This is a genomic window from Pseudoduganella sp. R-31, assembly GCF_049913235.1.
Lineage (GTDB): Bacteria > Pseudomonadota > Gammaproteobacteria > Burkholderiales > Burkholderiaceae_D > Rugamonas.
Genome location: NZ_CP183986.1, coordinates 644,327 through 662,787, shown reverse-complemented (window position 1 = coordinate 662,787; position 18,461 = coordinate 644,327). Strand labels below are relative to the sequence as shown.

Here is an 18,461-nt window from a genome sequence, read left to right as displayed (position 1 = left end):
GTTTCTGTTTTGGGAAAAGTAAACTACCCGGTGTAAAATATTCTTTATGAACCAACCCGACAAACTCACCGACCGCAAGCGCGCCGCCATCATCACGGCCGCCATCGCCGAATTCCGTGCGCGCGGTTTCGAAGCCACCAGCATGGACCGCATCGCGGCCGAGGCCGGCGTTTCCAAACGCACCGTCTACAACCACTTCGCCAGCAAGGACGAGCTGTTCGAGCAGATCCTGCAGGAACTGTGGGATTGCAGTGCCGCCCTGAATGCCATCGGCTACCAGCAAGGCAAGCCGCTCAAGCCGCAATTGCTCGAACTGATGCGCCAGAAAATGGCCATGCTGCGCGACGACTACTTCCTCGACCTGGTGCGCGTGGCCATTGCGGAAGCCATCCACGCGCCGCAGCGCGCCGGCGACATGATGACCAAACTGGGCAAGAAGGAAGAAGGCGTGGCCAGCTTCCTGCGCGCGGCGCAGGAAGACAAGGTGCTGAAGGCGGGCGATCCGGCCTTCATGTCGCACATGCTGCAAGGCCAGTTGAAGTCGTTCGCCCTCTGGCCGCAAGTGGCGATGGGCAAGGCGCCGCTGACGCCGCAGGAACAGGAGGCGGTCATCACCGCCACCGTCGAAATGTTCCTGTCCTATTACGGCCTTAGTTGAAGCGTACCGCGTACACCGGCGGCAGCGTGGTGGAAATGGTTTGCCAGTGCTCGCCGCCGTTGGTCGACAGCCAAGCCCCGCCGGTGGTCGAGGCCATCAGCAAGGTCTTGCCATCGTCGGCCACCGCCAGCCCGTGGCGGTACACCAGGTCATAGCAATGTTCCTGCGGCAGCCCGCTGCGCAGGGTGCTGAAACTGGCGCCGCCGTCGGCAGTGCGGTTGACCGCCAGCGCCGCTTCCACCGGCACCCGCTGCTGGTCGGCCACGGCCGGCACGAACCAGGCGGTCCTGCCGTCGCGCGGATGCACCGCCACCGCAAAGCCGAAGCTCGACAGCGGCGCCGTAACTTCTTCCCAGCTCTCCGCGTTATTGCGCGACTGCCAGATGCCGTTATGGTGCTGGCACCACAGCACGTCCGGCTCGGCTGTACAGCGCACGATGCGATGCGGGTCCTGCACCGCGCCGGCATCCTGCATCTCGGGCGGCATGTAGCGCGCAGCCATGCCCTGGGTGCGCAGCTGCCAGCTCGCGCCGCCGTCGCGCGTCAGCCAGGCGCCGCCGCACGATACGCCGACCAGCACTGCATTGCTGTCGCGCGGGTCGACGCAAATGCTGTGGATGCCCGGCACGTCGTAGCCGCCGCCAAACCATTGCGCGCGCTCCGGCACTTGCCACAGCGCTTCCACCAGTTGCCAGCTTTCGCCGCGGTCGCCGGAACGGAACAGGCCGCCGGGCAAGGTGCCGGCCCACAGCACCCCGGGCTGGTCCGGGCCGCCTGCTTCGAGCGACCAGATCTGCTTCAGGGTCCAGTCGACCTTGTCGCTACTGTCCTGCGGCTTGGGCGGATAGGCCGGCACTGCGATTTCCTGCCACTGCGCGCTGCCGGCATCGCGCCGGTGAAGCTTGGCGCCGAAGTGCCCCAGGTTCAGGCAAGCATACGTGGCGCCATCGCGCGCGTCGTACAGCACCATCGATACCGGGTCGCCGAAGAAGGACTTGTCTTCCTCCAGCGCCCATGCGCCATTGCGGTAAGCCAGCTCGAACAAGCCCTTGCGGCTTGCAATAAAAGCGCGGTCTGCCATGTCATCCTCCCGATAGGGCTTGCAGCACGTAGATCCTGGAATCACTGCGCAGCGGCTCGTCGAGCTCACTGCGCTTGCCGTCGATGAACACCACGACGTTGGCACGCAGGCGGCCCTGTTCGTCCAAGACGTAGGCCCCCAGGCGCGGATTTGCGGCAAAGGCCCCGTCCAGCGCTGCGCGCAACGTGCCCGCCTGGGTTTCCAACGTCGGAACCGGCAGGAAGCGCGCCAACTGCTGGGTAAAGATGATCTGGGCCATGGGAAAGCTATTCTAGCGTGCTTTGGCCTACAATAAACGCGTGTGCATAACCGGAGCCACACATGGGCATCACCCCGCGGGAACTCGAGCAGTTGATGCACGAAGTGGAGCAGGAAGACCCGATCGATTTTGCCGACCTGCCGTTCGATGAGCAGGAATTGCGCGAACTGGTCGCCAACCATTTGTGCGAAATGGCCGACACCATGGAAAGCTTCAGCGAAGAAGACCGCCGCCTGACCTTGCTGGCGGTGGCGGCCAAGCTGGTGCTGGAGAACCTGGTGCTGCACGTGCAGCTGCTCAGGCGCCACGGTCTGCCGCTCAATGACCAGGCGGCGGCCCTGCTGTCGCGCCTGCGCAAGGGCGACGGCGACGCCGGTTAGACGCGTTCTGCCGGCTGCAGCATATTGCGCGCCAGGCGCAGGCCGAACTTGCCGATGCCCTGGTCCCACGGCGTGAAGCGCGGCAGCTGGTACCAGTCCGTTTCGCCGCGGCTGGTGCCCCACGAGGTCGACACGGCAACCTCAAAGCCCATCTCGCGCACCATGGCGACATGCTCGGGCAGGTAGTCCTGGCCCGGTTTGCCGTTCGGGTAGGCGAACGCGCGCACCGGCGCATCGAGCGCCGCTTCCAGCGCCGCCCTGCCCTGCGCGATTTCCCGCCGCGCCTCCGCGGCCGGCAGGCGCGCCAGGATCGGGTGGTTGACCGTGTGGCCGCCGATGCCCATGCCGGCCGCATGCATCTTGCGCAACTGCGCGCCGCTCATCATCAGGTCGCGCGGCAGCTCTGCGCCGGAAAGGGCGGCCACCTTGCCGACCTGCTGCAGGCGCTGTTCCATCGGCAGGTATTTGAGCTGGCCGATCAGGGCGCCGATGGTGCTGCGGCGCGCCTCCCAGCTATCGATGGCGTGGCGTCCCAGGCCGAGCGCGCTGGCATCGAACACCTCGCCCGGCGCGCGCCGCACTGCTTCGATCACGGTATCGTTCCACATGCGGCCGCCATCCAGGAAGCCGGTGGCAATAAAGAAGCTCGCGTGCAAGCCATGCTTCTGCAGCAGGGGCAGCGCCACTTCGGCATTGTCGGCATACCCGTCGTCGAAGGTGATGCAGGCGCTGCGCGCGGGCAGCCTGCCCTCGGCAGCCAGCCGCACCGCATCCAGCAGCGGCAGCACATTGAAGCGCGACTTGAGCCAGCAAAGCTGGCGCTGGAACTGTTCGCGATGCACCTCGCCCGGGAACAGCGGGTCCTGCGCCGGCAGCACGCGGTGGTAAATCAGGATGGCCGGCGCACGCCTGCCGCCGCCGGACAGCAGCGACAAGGCGCCCCGTTCCAGTTGCCGCTTAAGCCACACTTTCCGCCTCCTTTTCAAGCGCGGCGGGCGCTTGCGCCGCCTGTTCTTTCAAGGTTTTCTGTACCAGCAGGCGGGTCGCCACCATGATCACCATGATGTAGTAAGGCACGTCGAAATAGGCCAGGCTGAGGAAGGCGCCGCCAACCATGAAGCCGATCAGGCTCACCTGCAGCATGCGCACCAGCCGGATGGTCCATTCCAGTTCAGGCAGCTCGCCGGCGTGCCTGATCACCCAGGTCCCGTTGCGCCAGACCACGAGATACAACAGCAGGAAGAGCGCCAGGCCAACATAGCCGTGTTCACCCAGCACCTGGAAATAGATGCTGTGGGCGGCGTGGATATCGTCCGGATTGGGCGCGTAGAGCTGGAAGATGAACTTGTTGTAGATCTGGTAGCCGCCGCCAAACAGCGGATGGTCGTTGGCCAGGTTGATGGCCATCTTCCAGGCATTGATGCGGCCCATCGCCGAGCTGTCCTGCTCGTAAGTGTTGATGGTATCGATCCGGCTGTGCCATTGTTCCGGCATGAACACCAGCGCCAGCGGCGCCAGCACCACCATCAATGCGCCCAGCTTCAACTTTTCCTGGCTCTTCAGCCAGAGGAAGCCGAGCATGGCTGCCAGCGCTACTGCCGCGCCGCGGGAATAGGAGCCCAGGGCGGCCAGCACGCACAATCCGGCTGCAGCCCACATGGCGCGTTTGCCCCATTTGCTGGTGATCAGGCCGCCCAGGAACAGCATCAGCGGCACCACCATGATCAGGGCCAGCGCGATCTCGTTATTGCCTTCGATGAAGGTGCCGGTCGGTCCCCACACGCGGTAGGCGCCGGCGCTGCGGATGGTAAACAGGCCGCCCTTCACGCCATAGAAGCCCAGCGAGACCACGATGGCCCACACCACCATTTCAATGTCCCTGCGGGTGCGCACCAGCATGGCCACGACCAGGGTCATGAGCATGATCTTCACGACCTTGTTCAGCAGCGGCAGCGGGTTTTCCGGGCCGATGGCAAACAGGGTCGTCAGGCACATCCAGCCCGTAAACGCCACCAGGAGCCAGGTCAGGGTGGTATTCGGAAACTTCACCTCTCTCGGCCTGGCCATCATTGCCAGCACCGTGGTCCCCGCGATGATGGCGGCGAACGGCATGCTTTGCGCCCAGCCCCAGCTCTGTGTGTGCGGGTTCATCACGCTGATCCAGATCCACAGCACGGCGCCATAAAAGGGGCGCTTGAAAACGAACGGCAGCGAGCCGAATACGATCAGGGTAATGATTATGTCGCGCATGGCGCCTCCCGGCTTACTTGGTCAAGGCGTTCCATGGGGTCTCCAGCTTGGTCACGCAATAGCGGTATTTGCCGCTCTTTTCCGGCAGGATTTCCGGCACCAGTTCCACGTCGATCTTCACCTGCTTGCCCATGCGCGCATGGAAGCCGGCTTCGACCGCCTGCCGCGCCTTGTCGTCGAACAGGCCGTCGTACACGATCTGCACGCGGGTCCAGTCCAGCGTTTCCTGGATCACCTTGAAGGCGCGCACCGCCGGCAGGTCGCGCATGATGTAGGCCAGCGCGGCGCTGTGAATCAGGGTGCCGTCCTGGTTGATCAGGAAGTCGGTGGTGCGGCCGTGGATTTCCTTGAGCACCGGCAAGGTGCGGCCGCAGCTGCATGGCTCGGTGTCCAGCGCGCCGACGTCGCCGGTGCGGTAGCGGATGAAGGGGAAATCGCCCGACTGCAAATGCGTCACCACGATCTCGCCCGATTCGCCGGGCGGCAGTTGCCGGCCTTCCGGGTCCAGCACTTCGATCACGATGTCTTCGCTGGTGATGTGCAGCTTGCCGGCCGGGCACTGGTGGGCGATGAAGCCGGAGTCGCGGCCGCCGTAGCCGTTGGCCACCGGGCAGCCGAACACGCGCTCGATCTGCTCGCGCTGCGAGGGGTACAGGCATTCGGAAGTGACGAAGGCAACGCGGATGCCCAGCTTGTCGAGCCGGATGCCCTTGTCCTCGGCATGCGAGGCAATGCGCGCCAGCACGGTCGGATAGCCGAACAGCATCTTCGGCTTGCGCTGGCGGATGCGTTCCACGTGGCCGTCCAGTCCCGCTTCGGTGGTGGCGAAAGCCGACATCAATTCGGTCCGCATCAGGGTGTCGCGCACCATGCGCACGCGGTCCTGCGCACTCAATTCGATGGGCGAGCCCCAGATCACGATCTCGCGGTCGCCGATATCGACATTCCACCAGCGCGTGGCGCGCCACTTGGCGGCCACGTCGTGGCTGACGCGGTGGCGCCCGACGAAGAAGGTCAGCGGCGCACCGGTGGAGCCGCCGGTGTTGTAGCGCACCAGGTTCCGGGCATCGTCGGCTTTCAGCGTTTCGATGTTTTCGCGGATCGTTGCCTTGTCCAGCAGCGGCAGGCGCACCAGGTCCGCCACGCCTTTGAAGTCGCGCGCGGCATCGAAGCCGATGCGGGCAAAGGCTGCGCGGTAATACGGCACCTGCTGCTGGGCGCGCAGCAGCAGGGCGCGCAAGCGTTCGATCTGCAATTCCTGCAGCCGGGCCGGCGGCCAGTACTGGGTCTGCTCCATATGGCGGCGCACGGCCACGCTGCTGTGCTTCTTGAGCTTTTCATGCAGCGGGAACAGCACGCCGGAAACCAGGGCGGTGTACATCATGGGCGGCGCCCTCCTTTGCTTGCCAGGGCCTGGCGGTAAACATCCAGCAGGCGCGGCTTGACGCTGGACCAGGCATATTGCGCCACGCTGGCGCGCCCGGCGCTGCGCAACGCCTCGGCCAGCGCCGGTTGTTCGGCCAGGCGCAGCACGGCTTGCGCCATGGCGGCAGGATTGGCCGGCGGCACCAGCAGCGCGGTCTTGCCGTCTTCCACCACGTAGGGCACGCCGCCGACGTTGGTGCTGACCACCAGGGCGCCGCTGGCCAGGGCTTCCAGCACGGAATTGGGCATGTTGTCGACCAGGCTGGGATTCAGCATGATGTCGGCATTGCGGTACAGGCCCGGCATGTCGGCGGTATCGACGCGGCCGGTAAAGCGGACAGCGTGCGCCACGCCCAGTCCCTGGGCCAGTTGTTCAAGTTCGCCGCGCAGCGGGCCGGAACCGGCCACCGTGAGCGTGGCCTCGGGATGTGTTTGCCGGATGACGGCGAAAGCGCGCAGCGCGCTGGCGTTGTCGTAGATGTCTTCCAGGTTGCGCGCCACCAGCAGGCGCAAGGCGCCGCGCGCGCGCGGCGCCGCGTCGGCGGCAAAGCGCTCCAGGTTGACGATATTGGGCACCACCACGGAATCGATGCCGTGCTGGCCGAAGACGTGCGCCAGGAAGCCCGACGGCACGGCCAGGGCGGCGCAGCGGCGCAGGCTGGGGCGCATCCAGGCCGCAGCCTGCTTGAGGAAGTTGGCAGCCTCGCCGCCGCGGTAATTGACCACCACCGGCGTGCCGCGCAGGTGCGCGATCCAGATCGCCGGCGCGGCAAACAGGTGCCAGGACCAGCCGGAATTGGCCATCACATGGAACACCTGCACGCGCCCGGCGGCGCGCCACAGGCTTGCCACATACGGCAGCATGCGGAACAGGGCGCGCACGCCGCGCACCTTGCCGGCCCAGGCCGGGCGGTACGGCGCGTTGGTCTGGACGAAGTCGACCGCGATGCCGGCCTCGCGCAGCAAGCCGGCCAGCTGCAAGGCTTGGTTGGCCATGCCGCCGGAAGGCGGCGGCAGCGGCCCGACCAGGGCAATGCGTTGCACTTCCGGCGCCTCCTCGGCGCGCGGCACGGCGGCGAATGCTTGCTGCGGCGCGTTCATGCCAGTGCTTTCTCCGTGATGCTGCCGTACACGTTGCGGTAGCGCGCCACGCTGGCGGTCCAGTTGCGTTCTTCCTCCACAAAGCGGCGCCCCGACTGGCGGAACTCCTGCCATGTCTGCGGCGCTTCCAGCAACGCCAGCACCTGCTGCGACAACGATGCGGCGTCGCCGGCGGTAAACAGCACGCCGGTGCGGCCGTCGTCGATCAGTTCCTTGTGGCCGCCCACGTCCGAGGCCACCATCAGGCGGCCCTGCGCCATGGCTTCCAGCGGCTTGAGCGGCGTCACCAGGTCGGTCAGGCGCATCTTGTGGCGCGGGTAGCACAGCACGTCCACCAGGTTGTAGTAGCGCTGCACTTCGCTGTGCGGCACGCGGCCGGTGAAGACCACCTTGTCGCCGATGCCGAGCGCCTGGGCCTGTGCGCGCAGCGCGGCGTCCTGCGGCCCGCCGCCGACCAGCAGCACGCGGATCTCCTGGCGCTGCGCCAGCATGGCCGGCAGGGCGTTGAGCAGGATGTCCAGTCCCTCGTAGGCATAGAAGGACCCGATGAAGCCCAGCACGGTCTTGCCTTCCAGGCCCAGTTGCCGCGCCAGCGCTTCGTCGCGCGCGCCGCCGACCGAGAAGTCGCCGATATCGACGGCGTTCGGGATCACTTCGATTTTCTTGGCCGGGATGCCGCGCCCGATGATCTCGCTGCGCAAGCCTTCGCAAATCGTGGTGGCGGCATCGACGCGTTGCAGGGCCCAGGTTTCCATGGCGCGCGTCAGGCGGTAGCGCAAGCCCCACTCCTTGCTGGTGCCGTGGTCGACCGCGGCGTCTTCCCAGAAGGCGCGGATCTCGTACACGACAGGAATGCCGAGCTTGCGGCCCACGCGCAGCGCGGCCACCGCATTCAGCGCCGGCGAATGCGCGTGCAGCACGTCGGGCTTCACTTCCTGCGCCACTTCCAGCAGGCGTGCCGCCAGGGCGTTGATCACCGCCACCTGGTTCAGCACCGGCAGTTGCGCCAGCGGCCCGCTGGCCGGCGGCGTGCGGTAGAACTCCAGGCCGTCGACCGTCTCGCGCGGCGCGCCGCTTGCGCCCTGTTTCGGGCTGGTGATATGGAAGGTCTGCCAGCCGCGCGCGCGCTGGGCCTGCAAAATGGAACGCGTGCGGAAGGTATAGCCGCTGTGCAGCGGGATCGAATGGTCCAGCACGTGCAGGATACGGATACTCATGCCTGCATCTCTTTTTTCAGGAAGGCTTCAAACATCAGCAGGGACCAGATCGGGGCGCTGTAGTCGCGCCGGCCGGACAGGTGCTGCTCCACCAGTTCGCGCAGGAAGTCCTGGTTGAACATGCCGGTATCGGCCAGGGCCGGCCCCAGCAACGCCTGCTGCACGCGCGCGCGCAGCGGGCCGCGGAACCAGGCCGCCAGCGGCACCGCGAAGCCCTGCTTGCGGCGGTACAGGATATCGTGCGGCAGGTACTTCTCCATCGATTTCTTGAAGATGTACTTGCCTTCGCTGCCCTTCAGCTTCATCTCCGGCGGCAGGCCGGAAATCCACTCGACCAGCTTGTGGTCCAGCAGCGGCACCCGCACTTCCAGCGCATGCGCCATCGAGGCGCGGTCGACCTTGGTCAGGATGTCGCCCGGCAGGTAGGTCTTCATGTCCAGGTACTGGATCATCGACAGCGGATCGTCGGTCGGCGACCTGGCCGCGTGGCCGCGCATCACGTCGATCGCGCCATAGCCCTGCAGGCCGGCGCGGAATTTCGCCGAAAAGAGGCGTGCGCGCATGGCGTCGGACATGATCGACACGCCGTGGAAATAGCCCTCCACCAGGTCGCGAGACAGCGCTTCAAAGGTGGTCTTGGCGCGCAGCACGCGCGGCGCCCAGTCGGCCTTCGGGTAGACCCGGCCCAGGGTGCCGAACACCGGCTTGCGCAGCGCTTCGGGAATGCGCCCGCGCACGCTCTGCTCCGCCATCGCATAGCGGTAGCGGCGGTAGCCGGCCAGGTTCTCGTCGCCGCCGTCGCCCGACAGCGCCACGGTGACGCGCTTGCGCGCCAGCTGGCAGACGCGGTAGGTCGGGATCGCCGAACTGTCGGCATACGGTTCGTCGTACAGGTGGGCCAGGGTGTCGAGCAGGCCGTAGTCGTCGGTGTCGACGGTTTCCACGAAGTGGTCGGTCTTGTACAGCCCGGCCACCTGCCGCGCGTATTCCGATTCGTCGAAAGCCTTGTCCTTGAAGGCGATCGAGCAGGTGTGCACGGCGCCTTCATCCAAACCGGCCATCATGGCCACCACGGCGGAGGAATCGACGCCGCCGGACAGGAAGGCGCCCAGCGGCACTTCCGCCACCAGGCGGATCTTCACCGCCTCGCGCAGGCGCTCCACCAGTTCGCCCTGGGCATCGCTCTCGGTCATCTTTTCGTGCAGCTTGAACGGCACGTCCCAGAACTGCTCCGGCGCCGCCAGCGGCGCGCCGACTTTCTGGGTCAGGCGGAAGCCCGGCGACAGCTTGAGCGCGCCCTTGTAGATGGTCTTCGGCTCCGGCACGTAGCCGTAGGCGAAATAGTCTTCCACCGCTTGCGGGTCGATCTCGCGCGGCAGCGATGGATGCATGCGCAGCGCCTTCAGTTCGGAGCTGAAGGCGAACCAGCCGTCCGGCGTCATGGCGTAGTACAGCGGCTTGACGCCCAGTCGGTCGCGCGCCAGGAACATCACCTGCTTGTTGCGGTCCCACAGGCCGATGGCGAACATGCCGCGGAAATGGTGCACGCAATCCTCGCCCCACTCTTCCCAGGCGTGCACGATCACTTCGGTGTCGCTCCTGGTCTTGAAGGTGTGGCCGAGCGCTTTCAGCTGCGCGGTCAGTTCGCGGTAGTTGTAGATCTCGCCGTTGTAGCAGACCATCACGCTGCCGTCTTCGTTGCCAAGCGGCTGCTGGCCGAGCGCAATGTCGATCACCGACAGGCGGCGGTGGCCAAAGCCCACGCCCGGCTCGATATACACGTCGCCCTCGTCGGGCCCGCGATGATGCTGGGTGTCGTTCATGCGGCGCAGCAGCGCCTCGTCCACCGCGCGCCCGCCGCGCGCATCCATGATCCCTGTTATTCCGCACATGATGGTACTGGCTTTCTTATCTTGAGCTTGCGTTCGCACAAACTGTCGTACATGTCCTGGTAGCCGGCCACCATGGCCGGCATGCTGTACTTGCGCAGCACCCGCTCGCGGCCGGCCTGGCCGTGGCGGCGCGCCAGCGCCGGCGCTTCCACATAGTGCTTCAGCGCGGCCGCCATGGCGGCCGCGTTCGACGGCGGCACCAGCTGGCCGGTGATGCCGTTTTCGATCACTTCCGGTATGCCGCCCACGCGCGTGCCCACCACCGGCAGGCCGCTGGCCATGGCTTCCAGGGCCGAGCCGGGCGTGCCCTCGGCGATCGAAGACATGGCGAAGACGTCGAAGCTGCGCAGGATGTCGGGCACGTCGTTGCGCGCACCCGGCAGCCACACGGCGCCGGCAATGCCGGCTGCCGCCGCCTTGTCGCGCAGTTTCTGCAGCAGCGGGCCGTCGCCGACAATCGCCAGCCGCAGGCGTTCGCTCTGCTGCGGCAGCAATTGGCGCAGCAGCAGGAAGGCATCCATCAGGGTGGCGTGGTCCTTCACGTCCTGCACGCGGCCGACCGCGCCGATGACGATTTCGCCATCGTTGAAGAAGGGACGCGCCTCGCTGTCGCCGCGCACGCGGAAGCGCTCGGTGTCGATGCCGTTGGCCAGCAGGCGGCTCTTGGCAGGAGGCACGCCGATCACGTCGCGGTTCCACTGTTCCATGGCGGCCGAATTGGCATAGCACACGTCGTAGAACGGCAGCATCAGTCGGCGCAGGAAATTGTGCTTGCGGTTGCTGCCGTCCGGGTCGGTGTGGTCGCGGCCATGGGCTCCGTTGACGCGCACCGGCACCCCGGCCAGCAGCGCCGCCGGCGCATATTCGATGGCCGAGAAGTTATAGGTGTGCAGCACGGCCGGTTGCAGCGCGCGCAACAGGCGCCACAGCACGCCGTGCGTGGCCGGCGACAGGCCGGGCTGCTTGCCCAGGGTGTGCACGGCGACGCCGGGCTTGCTGATGCGCTTGACGAAGTCCGGGTTGACCCGCGTCAGGCACACGATGGCGTGGCGGTAACGCTCGGCAGGCATGCGGTTGATGCGCTCGACCATGAGGTTTTCCATGCCGCCAAAATCCAGGGCATACGTCAGGTGGACGATGAGTGGGATGTCGTTCATGGCAGGGAATCAGGGACGCCGGGTGCCGGCCAGGGCCCGGTCCAGTGGCTCGAGGTTGCTATCCAGGAAGGCGCGCATGGCGGCACGCGCCGCTGCCGGGTCTTCATCATAGGGCGCAAACACCATCACGGCTGCGCCATCGCCGTTGCCGGCCAGGAGCTTGCCCTTGATCTGCAGCAGCTTGCCGACGTAATGGCTGCTGGTCATGCTGCCGTTGACCCAGTACCACTGCCACACGAGCAGGCGCCGTCCCTCAAAGCCCAGCATGGCTTCGCGCACGGCCATATGGCGGCCGCCGAAATTCTCGTCGCGCAGGCCCGAACTGTTTTCGTGGAACGCGCCCTTCTGCTGGCCGATGCGGTTGGTCGAGCTGACCAGCTTGGCGCTGCCCGGGGCATCGCGGTAGAACAGCACGGTCAGGCCGACCGGCGGCTTGCCGGCATAGAACTGGCGCAGCGTGCTGCTGGCCGGGGCATAGTCGGGCTGCCAGGTGGTGAAGGCCGGTCCGGCCGGCGCCGGCGAGGCCAGCGCGAGACTGGCTGGCGCTGCGGCCACGGTGGCCTGGTCGGCGCGCGCAGCCAGCGCCGGCCACACCACCAGCACGGCCAGCACGGCCGCCACGCCGCCGGCCAGCGGGCGCAAGGGCAAGGCCAGCGGCGGCCGGGCCGCGGCCGGGCCGCTGCGCGCCGCCTGGGCGTCTTCGCGCCAGAAGCTGCCGACCCAGAACAGCAGCAGCATGACGATGCCAAAGAACAGCCAGCCGTAGATCAGGTGGTCGACGCCGACCGCCAGCGTCATGCCGCTCAGGTGGCCCATCATCACGATCATGTAGGCGCGCACCCCGTTGGCCGCGATCGGTACCAGGATCGATGCCACGATGAAGGCGGCGCGGCGCCAGGCGGTGCGGTAGCTCAGATAGGCAAACAGGCAGCCCAGGGTGATCGACGAGATCAGGTAGCGCAGGCCGCTGCAGGCATCGACCACCGACCAGTTGCCGCTGGGGATGGCGAAGTTGTTCCCTTCGCGCAGGACTGGTATGCCGGTCAGGCGCAGCGCCTGGACGGTGAAGTTGGCGGTCAGGTCGATCAGCGGCGGCACCAGGCTTTCGCCGACCGGCACCGCGAACAGGATGAAGGCCAGCGGGAACAGCAAGGCGCCGGCAATGCGCTTGCCCAGCACGGCCAGCACGGTCAGCGGCAGCATGGCGGCCAGCGCGTACTGGCGCACGATGCCCACTTCAGCCAGGTCGGCCAACAGCCAGGCCGCGCCGCAGCCGGCCAGCAGGAGCAAGGCCGGCCAGCACGGCTGCAGCGGCAACTGCTGCAGCGCCGCGCGCTCGCGCCACACCAGCCACAGGCTGATGGGCAGGATCAGGTAACCGTGCGCAAAGGTCTCGGAGCGCTCCCAGATCTGGGCGATGCTGAAGGCGGTTTCATGGAACACCAGCAGCGGCAGCAGCATGACCAGCGCCACCAGCAGCGCGTTGCGGGCGTGCGCTACGGGTCCGGTCGCCGCGCCGGGCGCCGTGGCAGGTCCGGTGGAAGGTAGGGTATTCATGCCGGTGTCCAAAGGGCTGGGGCTGCGCCAGCTTGCCGCGCAGCCGGGGTTTCGATCATGCGGTCCAGGGGCGCCAGCCGGGCATCCCAGCTGTAGTCCGCCACGACGCGCGCGCGCGCCGCAGCGCCAAGTGCGTCAAGCCCGCTTGCCGGGCCGGCCAGGGCAGCCGTTGCGGCGGCAATCCAGCGCGCGGCATCGTCAGCCAGCAGCAGTTCGCGCCCCACTTCCGCATCGATGCCTTCCAGCGCCTGCGGCGTCACCAGCACCGCTTTCGCCATCGCCATCGCTTCCAGCACCTTGTTCTGGATGCCGCGCGCGATGCGCAGCGGCGCTACCGACAGCGCGGCATGCGCCACATAGGCCCGCACGTCAGGGACGGTCCCCGTCACGGTAACGCCGGGCCGCGCCGCCAGCGCCTGCACCTCGGCCGACGGGCGGGCGCCGACGATCACGAAGCGCGCCGCAGGATCGCGCTCGCGCAGGGCCGGCAGCACCTCGTCCGCGAACCATTGCACGGCATCGATATTCGGCCAGTAATCCATGGCGCCGCAGAACACCAGCGCCTTTTCGCCGGGCGCGTAGGGATTGGCGTAGCTTCCCGGCGCGAAGAATGCCGTGTCGACGCCGTTGCTGAAGGAGCCGATGCGCGCAGCGCTTTCCGGCGCCAGGCGGCGGAACAGTTCGGCCTCCGGCGCGGAAACGAAGAGCGCGGCGTCGAAGCTGGCCGCAACCTGGCGCTCATAGCGCAGCAGGCGGCTGGCCTCGTAGCTGAAGACCGCACTGGCCGGCCACGGCTTGCGCTCGGCGTACTGGCGCCATTTGTCGGAATCGACGTCGACGAAGTCGATCACCCGGCGCGCTTGCGGCCAGGCCTCGGCGTACTGCGCCATCGGCGAGGAAAACACCACGATGCGGCCGATGCCATGCCGGCGCATGGTGTCGTCGACCCAGCGCTGCATGCCGGCATGGCGGTAATAGTCGTAGGACAGGGCGCGGTTGCGCAGCACGGCACCCAGGCTGCGCAAGCGCGCCGCGCGCGGCGCCAGCGGCAGGAAATGCGACGAGGCGCAGGTCTCCTGCAGCACGGGCACGTGCTGCCAGTCGTCCGGATCGTCGACAAAGGTGGCCAGGTGCACGCGGTAGCGTTGCGCCAGGTGCTTGAGCAAATGCCAGGAGCGGATCTTGTCGCCCTTGTTGGGCGGATAGGGCATGCGATGCACCAGCAGCAGCAGGTCTTCCACGATTTACCCCAGGTTCTTGACGATGAAAGGGCCGAGCGCATTGGCCAGCGGCAGCGGCATTGCCTTCCACAGCTTGATGAAAAGCTGGTATTTCGGGTTCAGCGGGTTCACGTCCGGCAGCGCGTCGGCCGCGAACAGCTGGTATTCATAAGGCAGCGGCTGGGCCGTGAAGCCCCAGTTCTTCTTGAAGTCGAAGGCGCCGGTGCCCTTCTTGCTGCGGCCGAAGTCGAACATGCGGTAGCCTTTGGCGGCCGCAGCCTGCATCAGGTTCCAGTACATGAAGTCATTGCCGGCCACCTCGCGCGCAAGGTCCATGCCGCCGCCGTAGTAGGGCAGCACTTCGTCGCGGAAGAAGAAGCTCAGCACGCCGGCCACCAGCTTGCCGTCCTGCGTGATGACGCGCACCTCGCAATCGTCCTTGAAGGTTTCCTTGAGCAGGGCGAAATACTTCTTCGGAAAGACCGGCGTGCCCAGGCGGTGCACGCTGTGGGCGTAGGCGGTGAACATGCGGTCGACGTTGTCGTCCACCTCGCCCTGCAGATTGAGCTTGATGCCCTTGCGCACCATCGCGCGCTGCTTGCGCGGGATGGCGTTCATGTTTTCTTCGTCGTTGCCGCTGATCGCCTTGCGGAAGGTGTAGTACAGGTCCTTGCCCTGCCATTTCGGGTCGCCTGGGTGGGCCGCCGCGTAGTTGCGGTATTCCAGGTGGCCCACGCCGAGCGAGGCGGCCAGTTCTTCGGCAGCCTGGTCCAGCAGCTTGCGCGCGGTGTCGGTGCTGGCTGCCACGCCGCCGTAGACGCAGAAGGGAAGCGAGGCGAGGTAGTGCCCGAACATGCGGCTTTTCATGCGCGCCAGCGGCAGCACGCCGGTGATCACGCCGCCCTCTTCCACGTAGAAGAACCAGGTCGGGTGGCCGTAGCATTGCTCGATGATGGTTTGCCAGCCGCTGCGGTGGAAGAAGGTCGCTTCCGGGCAAGCCTGGACGAAGGCGTCCCAGCGGGCGCGTTCGTCGGGGCTGCTGCCCAGCAACTGCACCAACACCGGTAAACCTGGGTCAGACCCGAGGGTCTGACCCTGATCCGCAGCAGCTGCCTGGCAAGTGTCAGGCTCTTGTGCCTGACACTGGTTTACCGGTTTTCCGGCAGCGACAGCCAGCGCGGTCGCCGCTTCCGCTTCCGCCTTGGCGCGTGCCGCGCGGCGCTCCGCCGCCGCTTCGATAATCGACGTCATTGCTGCCCCAGGAAAATGCGGTCCATGCGATCCCACGCGAAGTCGCGCGTCAGGGCCCTGATGCGCGACTCCATGCGGTGCAGGTTGACGTAATGGCGGAAGCGCGTCTTCAGCCCCAGCCCTTCAGGGCGCGGCTGGCCCGGATCGAGCTCCCACGGGTGGCAGTAGAAGATGGCCGGCTGGCCGTCTTGCCTGTTCACGCGTCGCATCATGCCGCGCGACAGCGCATAGGGCAGCAGCCGGAAATAGCCGCCGCCGCCGGCCGGCAGGTTGCGCTGGCCGATGCGCACGGTGGTGATCGGCACTTCCAGCAAGCCTTGCGCGCCGTTCGGGTGGAAGGCAAAGCGCGGCGCATCGGGCATGCCGTAATGGTCGTGCGCAATCGGGTAGATCGAGGAGCTGTAGCGGTAGCCCGCTTCCTGCAGCACGTCCAGCGCCCACAGGTTGCCCGGCCCGATCGAAAAGCTGGGCGCGCGGTAGCCGATCACCTGCTGGCCGCCGATGTCTTCCAGGATCTTCTTGCTGCGCGAGACATCGTCCATGAACTGCCCGCGCGACTGGTCGGAAGCGCGCAGGTGGCCGTAGCCGTGGCTGGCCAGTTCATGGCCGCCGGCGACGATGCGGCGCACCATGTCCGGATAGCGTTCGGCGATCCAGCCCAGGGTGAAGAAGGTGCCCTTGGCCCGGCCGTCGTCCAGGACGGCAAGCACGCGGTCGATGTTCGCCTCGACCCGGCACTCGCGCTGCGGCCAGCTTTCGCGGCTGATGTGCGGCGCGAACGCCGACACCTGGAAGTAGTCTTCCACGTCGATGGTCATGGCATTGCGAACGGCCGCGCCCATGTTCAGCCCCGCGCCTTCAGCCAGTCCAGCACGATGGCGGCAATGCGCTCGGCGGCGCGGCCGTCCCAGAAGTGCGGGATGCGGCCGGCCTTGCCGGCGCCGGCCAGCTGCGCCTCATAGGCAGCCCAGACATGCGCCGGGTCGTTGCCGGCAATGGTGTTGGTGCCTTCGTCGACAGTGATCGGGCGCTCGGTGTTGTGGCGCAGCGTGATGCATGGCGTGCCGAGCGCTGTGGTCTCCTCCTGGATGCCGCCGGAATCGGTCAGCACCACGCGCGCATCGCGCATCAGGCCCAGCATCTCGAGGTAGCCCATGGGCGGCAGCAGCAGCACTTCCGGGCGGTCCAGCAGGTGGCTCAGGCCGAATTTCTCGATGGTGGCGCGGGTGCGCGGGTGCACCGGGAAGATCACCGGCGTGCGTTCCGAAATCCTGGCGGCGGTTTCCAGCAAGCCTTGCAGCACGGCCTTGTCGTCCACGTTCGACGGCCGGTGCAGGGTCAGCACGGCGTATTCGCCCTTGCCGGCCCGGAAGTCCGGGCGCCCGGCGCCGGCCGCGATCTGCGGCGCCGGGATGGCGCGCGCCAGGTTGGCGCGCAGGGTATCGATCATCACGTTGCCGACGAAGTGCACGCGCCCGCCTGCGATGCCTTCCCTGGCCAGGTTGTCGGCGCCGCTCTCCTCGGTGGTGAACAGCAGGTCCGACAGCTGGTCGGTCAGCACGCGGTTGATTTCTTCCGGCATGGCGCGGTCGAAGCTGCGCAGGCCCGCTTCCACGTGGATCACCGGCACGCCCTTCTTGGCCGCCACCAGCGCGCAGGCGATGGTGGAATTGACGTCGCCCACCACCAGCACGGCAGCCGGCTGCACCTCATCCATAGCCGGCTCGAAGCGCTTCATCACTTCGGCGGTCTGCTGGGCGTGGCTGCCGGAGCCGACTTCCAGGTTGATGTCCGGGCTCGGGATGCCCAGCGCATCGAAATACTGCTGGTTCATGGCCACGTCGTAGTGCTGGCCGGTGTGCACCAGCAGCGCCTCGACCTGCGGCTTGAGCTGCGCGAAAGCGGCCATGATGGGCGCCATCTTCATGAAGTTCGGCCGCGCGCCGACGACGCATAGGATTCGGAAGGCACTCATTCGTTGCTGTCCTGTTGGATGTTGTAAGAGGACGGCGAACGCACGATCTTCTTCAGGATCGACAGCACCGACGTCAGTGATTTTTCGACGCGCATCATGCGCTCGTCCAGCACGGCCGGGTACTGGTTGCCGAAGCTGAGGCCGCCAGCGCCGGCGGCATGCATGGCCGCGCCATCGGCGCCGTCGGCAGCCGCTTCGGGCGGCGGCGGCTGGAATTCCTGCGCGATATCGCGGATCACCGTGTCGACGTCGGCATCGGTGAATTCCTGCATCTCTTCCAGGAAGCCCATCAGCAGCAGGCGGTCCATCAGGTGGTTGGTCTTGCGCGGGATGCCGCCGGTATATTCGAACACGGCCGCATAGGCAGCCGGCGTCAGGTGCGGGTTGCCGCGCCAGCCGACAGTGCGCATGCGGTGCTCGATATAGGCATTGCTTTCGCTGCTGTCCATCGGCCCCAGGTGGTAGGTCGCAATCACGCGCTGGCGCAGCTGCGACATGCCGGGACTGTGCAGGGTGGCGCGGAATTCCGGCTGGCCCAGCAGGAAAGTCTGCAGCAGCGATTTCTCGTCGGTCTGGAAATTGGACAGCATGCGCAATTCTTCCACCACTTTCGGCGTCAGGTTCTGCGCTTCGTCAACCACCAGCAGCGCGCGCTTGCCATCCTGCTCACACTGGCGCAGGAAAACTTCCAGGCGCGCCAGCAAGGTGGTCTTGCTGGCCGCATCCTCGCACGGCAGGCCGAAGCCGCCCACCACGCCGCGCAGCACGTCGTCGGAACTGAGGTGGGTGTTGACCAGGTGGCAAGTCACGATCTTGTCCGACGCGATCTGGTTGAACAGGTTGCGCACCAGGGTGGTCTTGCCGGCCCCGACTTCGCCGGTGATGACGATGAAGCCCTCGCCCTGCGACAGGCCGTACTCCAGGTAAGCCATGGCCCGCTTGTGGCCCTTGCTGCCGAAGAAGAAATGCGGGTCGGGCCGCAGGCGGAAGGGCTTGTCGCTCAGCCCGTAATAGCTCTCATACATGGGAAGACCTTGA

Annotated in this window: 17 protein-coding genes; 2 read left to right on the top strand and 15 right to left on the bottom strand. The window is 66.7% G+C overall.

Annotated features, from left to right (window positions below):
* Positions 1–46 precede the first annotated feature (46 nt).
* Positions 47–658: a TetR/AcrR family transcriptional regulator gene (locus ACN9MY_RS03020; protein WP_426320413.1), complete on the top strand. Its 612-nt coding sequence runs from the start codon at positions 47–49 to the stop codon at positions 656–658.
* Here the strand turns inward: ACN9MY_RS03020 and ACN9MY_RS03015 are convergent.
* Both ACN9MY_RS03015 and ACN9MY_RS03010 read right to left on the bottom strand, forming a co-directional pair.
* Positions 651–1,739 carry a WD40/YVTN/BNR-like repeat-containing protein gene (locus ACN9MY_RS03015; RefSeq protein ID WP_426167347.1) on the bottom strand — a complete coding sequence of 363 codons (1,089 nt, stop codon included), beginning with the start codon at positions 1,737–1,739 and terminating at the stop codon, positions 651–653. The two genes, ACN9MY_RS03020 and ACN9MY_RS03015, sit on opposite strands and share 8 nt — an antisense overlap.
* 1 nt (position 1,740) lies before the next feature.
* Positions 1,741–1,998 (bottom strand): MoaD/ThiS family protein, encoded by a 258-nt coding sequence (locus ACN9MY_RS03010; RefSeq protein WP_426167345.1) that lies wholly within the window; start codon positions 1,996–1,998, stop codon positions 1,741–1,743.
* Between the two features lie 62 nt (positions 1,999–2,060).
* Here ACN9MY_RS03010 and ACN9MY_RS03005 point away from each other — a divergent pair, with 62 nt between their 5' ends.
* Positions 2,061–2,378 carry a hypothetical protein gene (locus ACN9MY_RS03005; protein ID WP_426167343.1) on the top strand — a complete coding sequence of 106 codons (318 nt, stop codon included), beginning with the start codon at positions 2,061–2,063 and terminating at the stop codon, positions 2,376–2,378.
* Here ACN9MY_RS03005 and ACN9MY_RS03000 read toward each other — a convergent pair.
* The 13 genes from ACN9MY_RS03000 to ACN9MY_RS02940 are packed head-to-tail and all read right to left on the bottom strand — an operon-like array spanning position 2,375 to position 18,448.
* Complete coding sequence (locus tag ACN9MY_RS03000; RefSeq protein ID WP_426320410.1) at positions 2,375–3,346, bottom strand: polysaccharide deacetylase family protein; 972 nt, start codon at positions 3,344–3,346, stop codon at positions 2,375–2,377. The two genes, ACN9MY_RS03005 and ACN9MY_RS03000, sit on opposite strands and share 4 nt — an antisense overlap.
* Complete coding sequence (locus ACN9MY_RS02995; RefSeq protein WP_426320408.1) at positions 3,336–4,628, bottom strand: putative O-glycosylation ligase, exosortase A system-associated; 1,293 nt, start codon at positions 4,626–4,628, stop codon at positions 3,336–3,338. The genes ACN9MY_RS03000 and ACN9MY_RS02995 overlap by 11 nt, the downstream gene beginning before the upstream one ends.
* Before the next feature lie 13 nt (positions 4,629–4,641).
* Positions 4,642–6,012 carry a phenylacetate--CoA ligase family protein gene (locus tag ACN9MY_RS02990; protein ID WP_426320406.1) on the bottom strand — a complete coding sequence of 457 codons (1,371 nt, stop codon included), beginning with the start codon at positions 6,010–6,012 and terminating at the stop codon, positions 4,642–4,644.
* A complete protein-coding gene (locus ACN9MY_RS02985) occupies positions 6,009–7,154 on the bottom strand; it encodes a glycosyltransferase family 4 protein (protein ID WP_426320404.1) in 1,146 nt (381 codons plus the stop codon). The genes ACN9MY_RS02990 and ACN9MY_RS02985 overlap by 4 nt, the downstream gene beginning before the upstream one ends.
* Positions 7,151–8,365 (bottom strand): TIGR04063 family PEP-CTERM/XrtA system glycosyltransferase, encoded by a 1,215-nt coding sequence (locus tag ACN9MY_RS02980; RefSeq protein ID WP_426172103.1) that lies wholly within the window; start codon positions 8,363–8,365, stop codon positions 7,151–7,153. Before ACN9MY_RS02980 ends, ACN9MY_RS02985 begins: the two co-directional genes overlap by 4 nt.
* A gap of 2 nt (positions 8,366–8,367) precedes the next feature.
* On the bottom strand, positions 8,368–10,263 hold the full coding sequence (locus ACN9MY_RS02975) for an XrtA/PEP-CTERM system amidotransferase (RefSeq protein WP_426320402.1): 1,896 nt from the start codon (positions 10,261–10,263) through the stop codon (positions 8,368–8,370).
* Positions 10,251–11,420 (bottom strand): TIGR03088 family PEP-CTERM/XrtA system glycosyltransferase, encoded by a 1,170-nt coding sequence (locus ACN9MY_RS02970; RefSeq protein WP_426167331.1) that lies wholly within the window; start codon positions 11,418–11,420, stop codon positions 10,251–10,253. The genes ACN9MY_RS02975 and ACN9MY_RS02970 overlap by 13 nt, the downstream gene beginning before the upstream one ends.
* Before the next feature lie 9 nt (positions 11,421–11,429).
* The gene (xrtA, locus tag ACN9MY_RS02965) at positions 11,430–12,977 is read right to left on the bottom strand and encodes an exosortase A (RefSeq protein ID WP_426320400.1); all 1,548 of its coding nucleotides are present in this window, start codon (positions 12,975–12,977) and stop codon (positions 11,430–11,432) included.
* Positions 12,974–14,218: a TIGR03087 family PEP-CTERM/XrtA system glycosyltransferase gene (locus ACN9MY_RS02960; protein ID WP_426320398.1), complete on the bottom strand. Its 1,245-nt coding sequence runs from the start codon at positions 14,216–14,218 to the stop codon at positions 12,974–12,976. Before ACN9MY_RS02960 ends, xrtA begins: the two co-directional genes overlap by 4 nt.
* A 3-nt stretch (positions 14,219–14,221) precedes the next feature.
* A complete protein-coding gene (locus tag ACN9MY_RS02955) occupies positions 14,222–15,448 on the bottom strand; it encodes a FemAB family XrtA/PEP-CTERM system-associated protein (RefSeq protein ID WP_426167325.1) in 1,227 nt (408 codons plus the stop codon).
* A complete protein-coding gene (locus tag ACN9MY_RS02950; RefSeq protein WP_426167323.1) occupies positions 15,445–16,290 on the bottom strand; it encodes an XrtA system polysaccharide deacetylase in 846 nt (281 codons plus the stop codon). The genes ACN9MY_RS02955 and ACN9MY_RS02950 overlap by 4 nt, the downstream gene beginning before the upstream one ends.
* A 2-nt stretch (positions 16,291–16,292) precedes the next feature.
* Positions 16,293–17,423 carry a non-hydrolyzing UDP-N-acetylglucosamine 2-epimerase gene (gene wecB, locus ACN9MY_RS02945; RefSeq protein ID WP_426320396.1) on the bottom strand — a complete coding sequence of 377 codons (1,131 nt, stop codon included), beginning with the start codon at positions 17,421–17,423 and terminating at the stop codon, positions 16,293–16,295.
* Positions 17,420–18,448: an XrtA/PEP-CTERM system-associated ATPase gene (locus tag ACN9MY_RS02940; RefSeq protein ID WP_426167319.1), complete on the bottom strand. Its 1,029-nt coding sequence runs from the start codon at positions 18,446–18,448 to the stop codon at positions 17,420–17,422. The genes wecB and ACN9MY_RS02940 overlap by 4 nt, the downstream gene beginning before the upstream one ends.
* Positions 18,449–18,461 lie beyond the last annotated feature (13 nt).

Excerpts from the sequence above, each read along its gene's own strand:
- ACN9MY_RS03020 (WP_426320413.1), top strand. The coding sequence starts at position 47 with ATGAACCAACCCGACAAACTCACCGACCGCAAGCGCGCCGCCATCATC.
- ACN9MY_RS03015 (WP_426167347.1), bottom strand. The coding sequence starts at position 1,739 with ATGGCAGACCGCGCTTTTATTGCAAGCCGCAAGGGCTTGTTCGAGCTG.
- ACN9MY_RS03010 (WP_426167345.1), bottom strand. The coding sequence starts at position 1,998 with ATGGCCCAGATCATCTTTACCCAGCAGTTGGCGCGCTTCCTGCCGGTT.
- ACN9MY_RS03005 (WP_426167343.1), top strand. The coding sequence starts at position 2,061 with ATGGGCATCACCCCGCGGGAACTCGAGCAGTTGATGCACGAAGTGGAG.
- ACN9MY_RS02995 (WP_426320408.1), bottom strand. The coding sequence starts at position 4,628 with ATGCGCGACATAATCATTACCCTGATCGTATTCGGCTCGCTGCCGTTC.
- ACN9MY_RS02990 (WP_426320406.1), bottom strand. The coding sequence starts at position 6,012 with ATGATGTACACCGCCCTGGTTTCCGGCGTGCTGTTCCCGCTGCATGAA.
- ACN9MY_RS02985 (WP_426320404.1), bottom strand. The coding sequence starts at position 7,154 with ATGAACGCGCCGCAGCAAGCATTCGCCGCCGTGCCGCGCGCCGAGGAG.
- ACN9MY_RS02975 (WP_426320402.1), bottom strand. The coding sequence starts at position 10,263 with ATGTGCGGAATAACAGGGATCATGGATGCGCGCGGCGGGCGCGCGGTG.
- ACN9MY_RS02970 (WP_426167331.1), bottom strand. The coding sequence starts at position 11,420 with ATGAACGACATCCCACTCATCGTCCACCTGACGTATGCCCTGGATTTT.
- xrtA (WP_426320400.1), bottom strand. The coding sequence starts at position 12,977 with ATGAATACCCTACCTTCCACCGGACCTGCCACGGCGCCCGGCGCGGCG.
- ACN9MY_RS02955 (WP_426167325.1), bottom strand. The coding sequence starts at position 15,448 with ATGACGTCGATTATCGAAGCGGCGGCGGAGCGCCGCGCGGCACGCGCC.
- ACN9MY_RS02950 (WP_426167323.1), bottom strand. The coding sequence starts at position 16,290 with ATGGGCGCGGCCGTTCGCAATGCCATGACCATCGACGTGGAAGACTAC.
- wecB (WP_426320396.1), bottom strand. The coding sequence starts at position 17,423 with ATGAGTGCCTTCCGAATCCTATGCGTCGTCGGCGCGCGGCCGAACTTC.
- ACN9MY_RS02940 (WP_426167319.1), bottom strand. The coding sequence starts at position 18,448 with ATGTATGAGAGCTATTACGGGCTGAGCGACAAGCCCTTCCGCCTGCGG.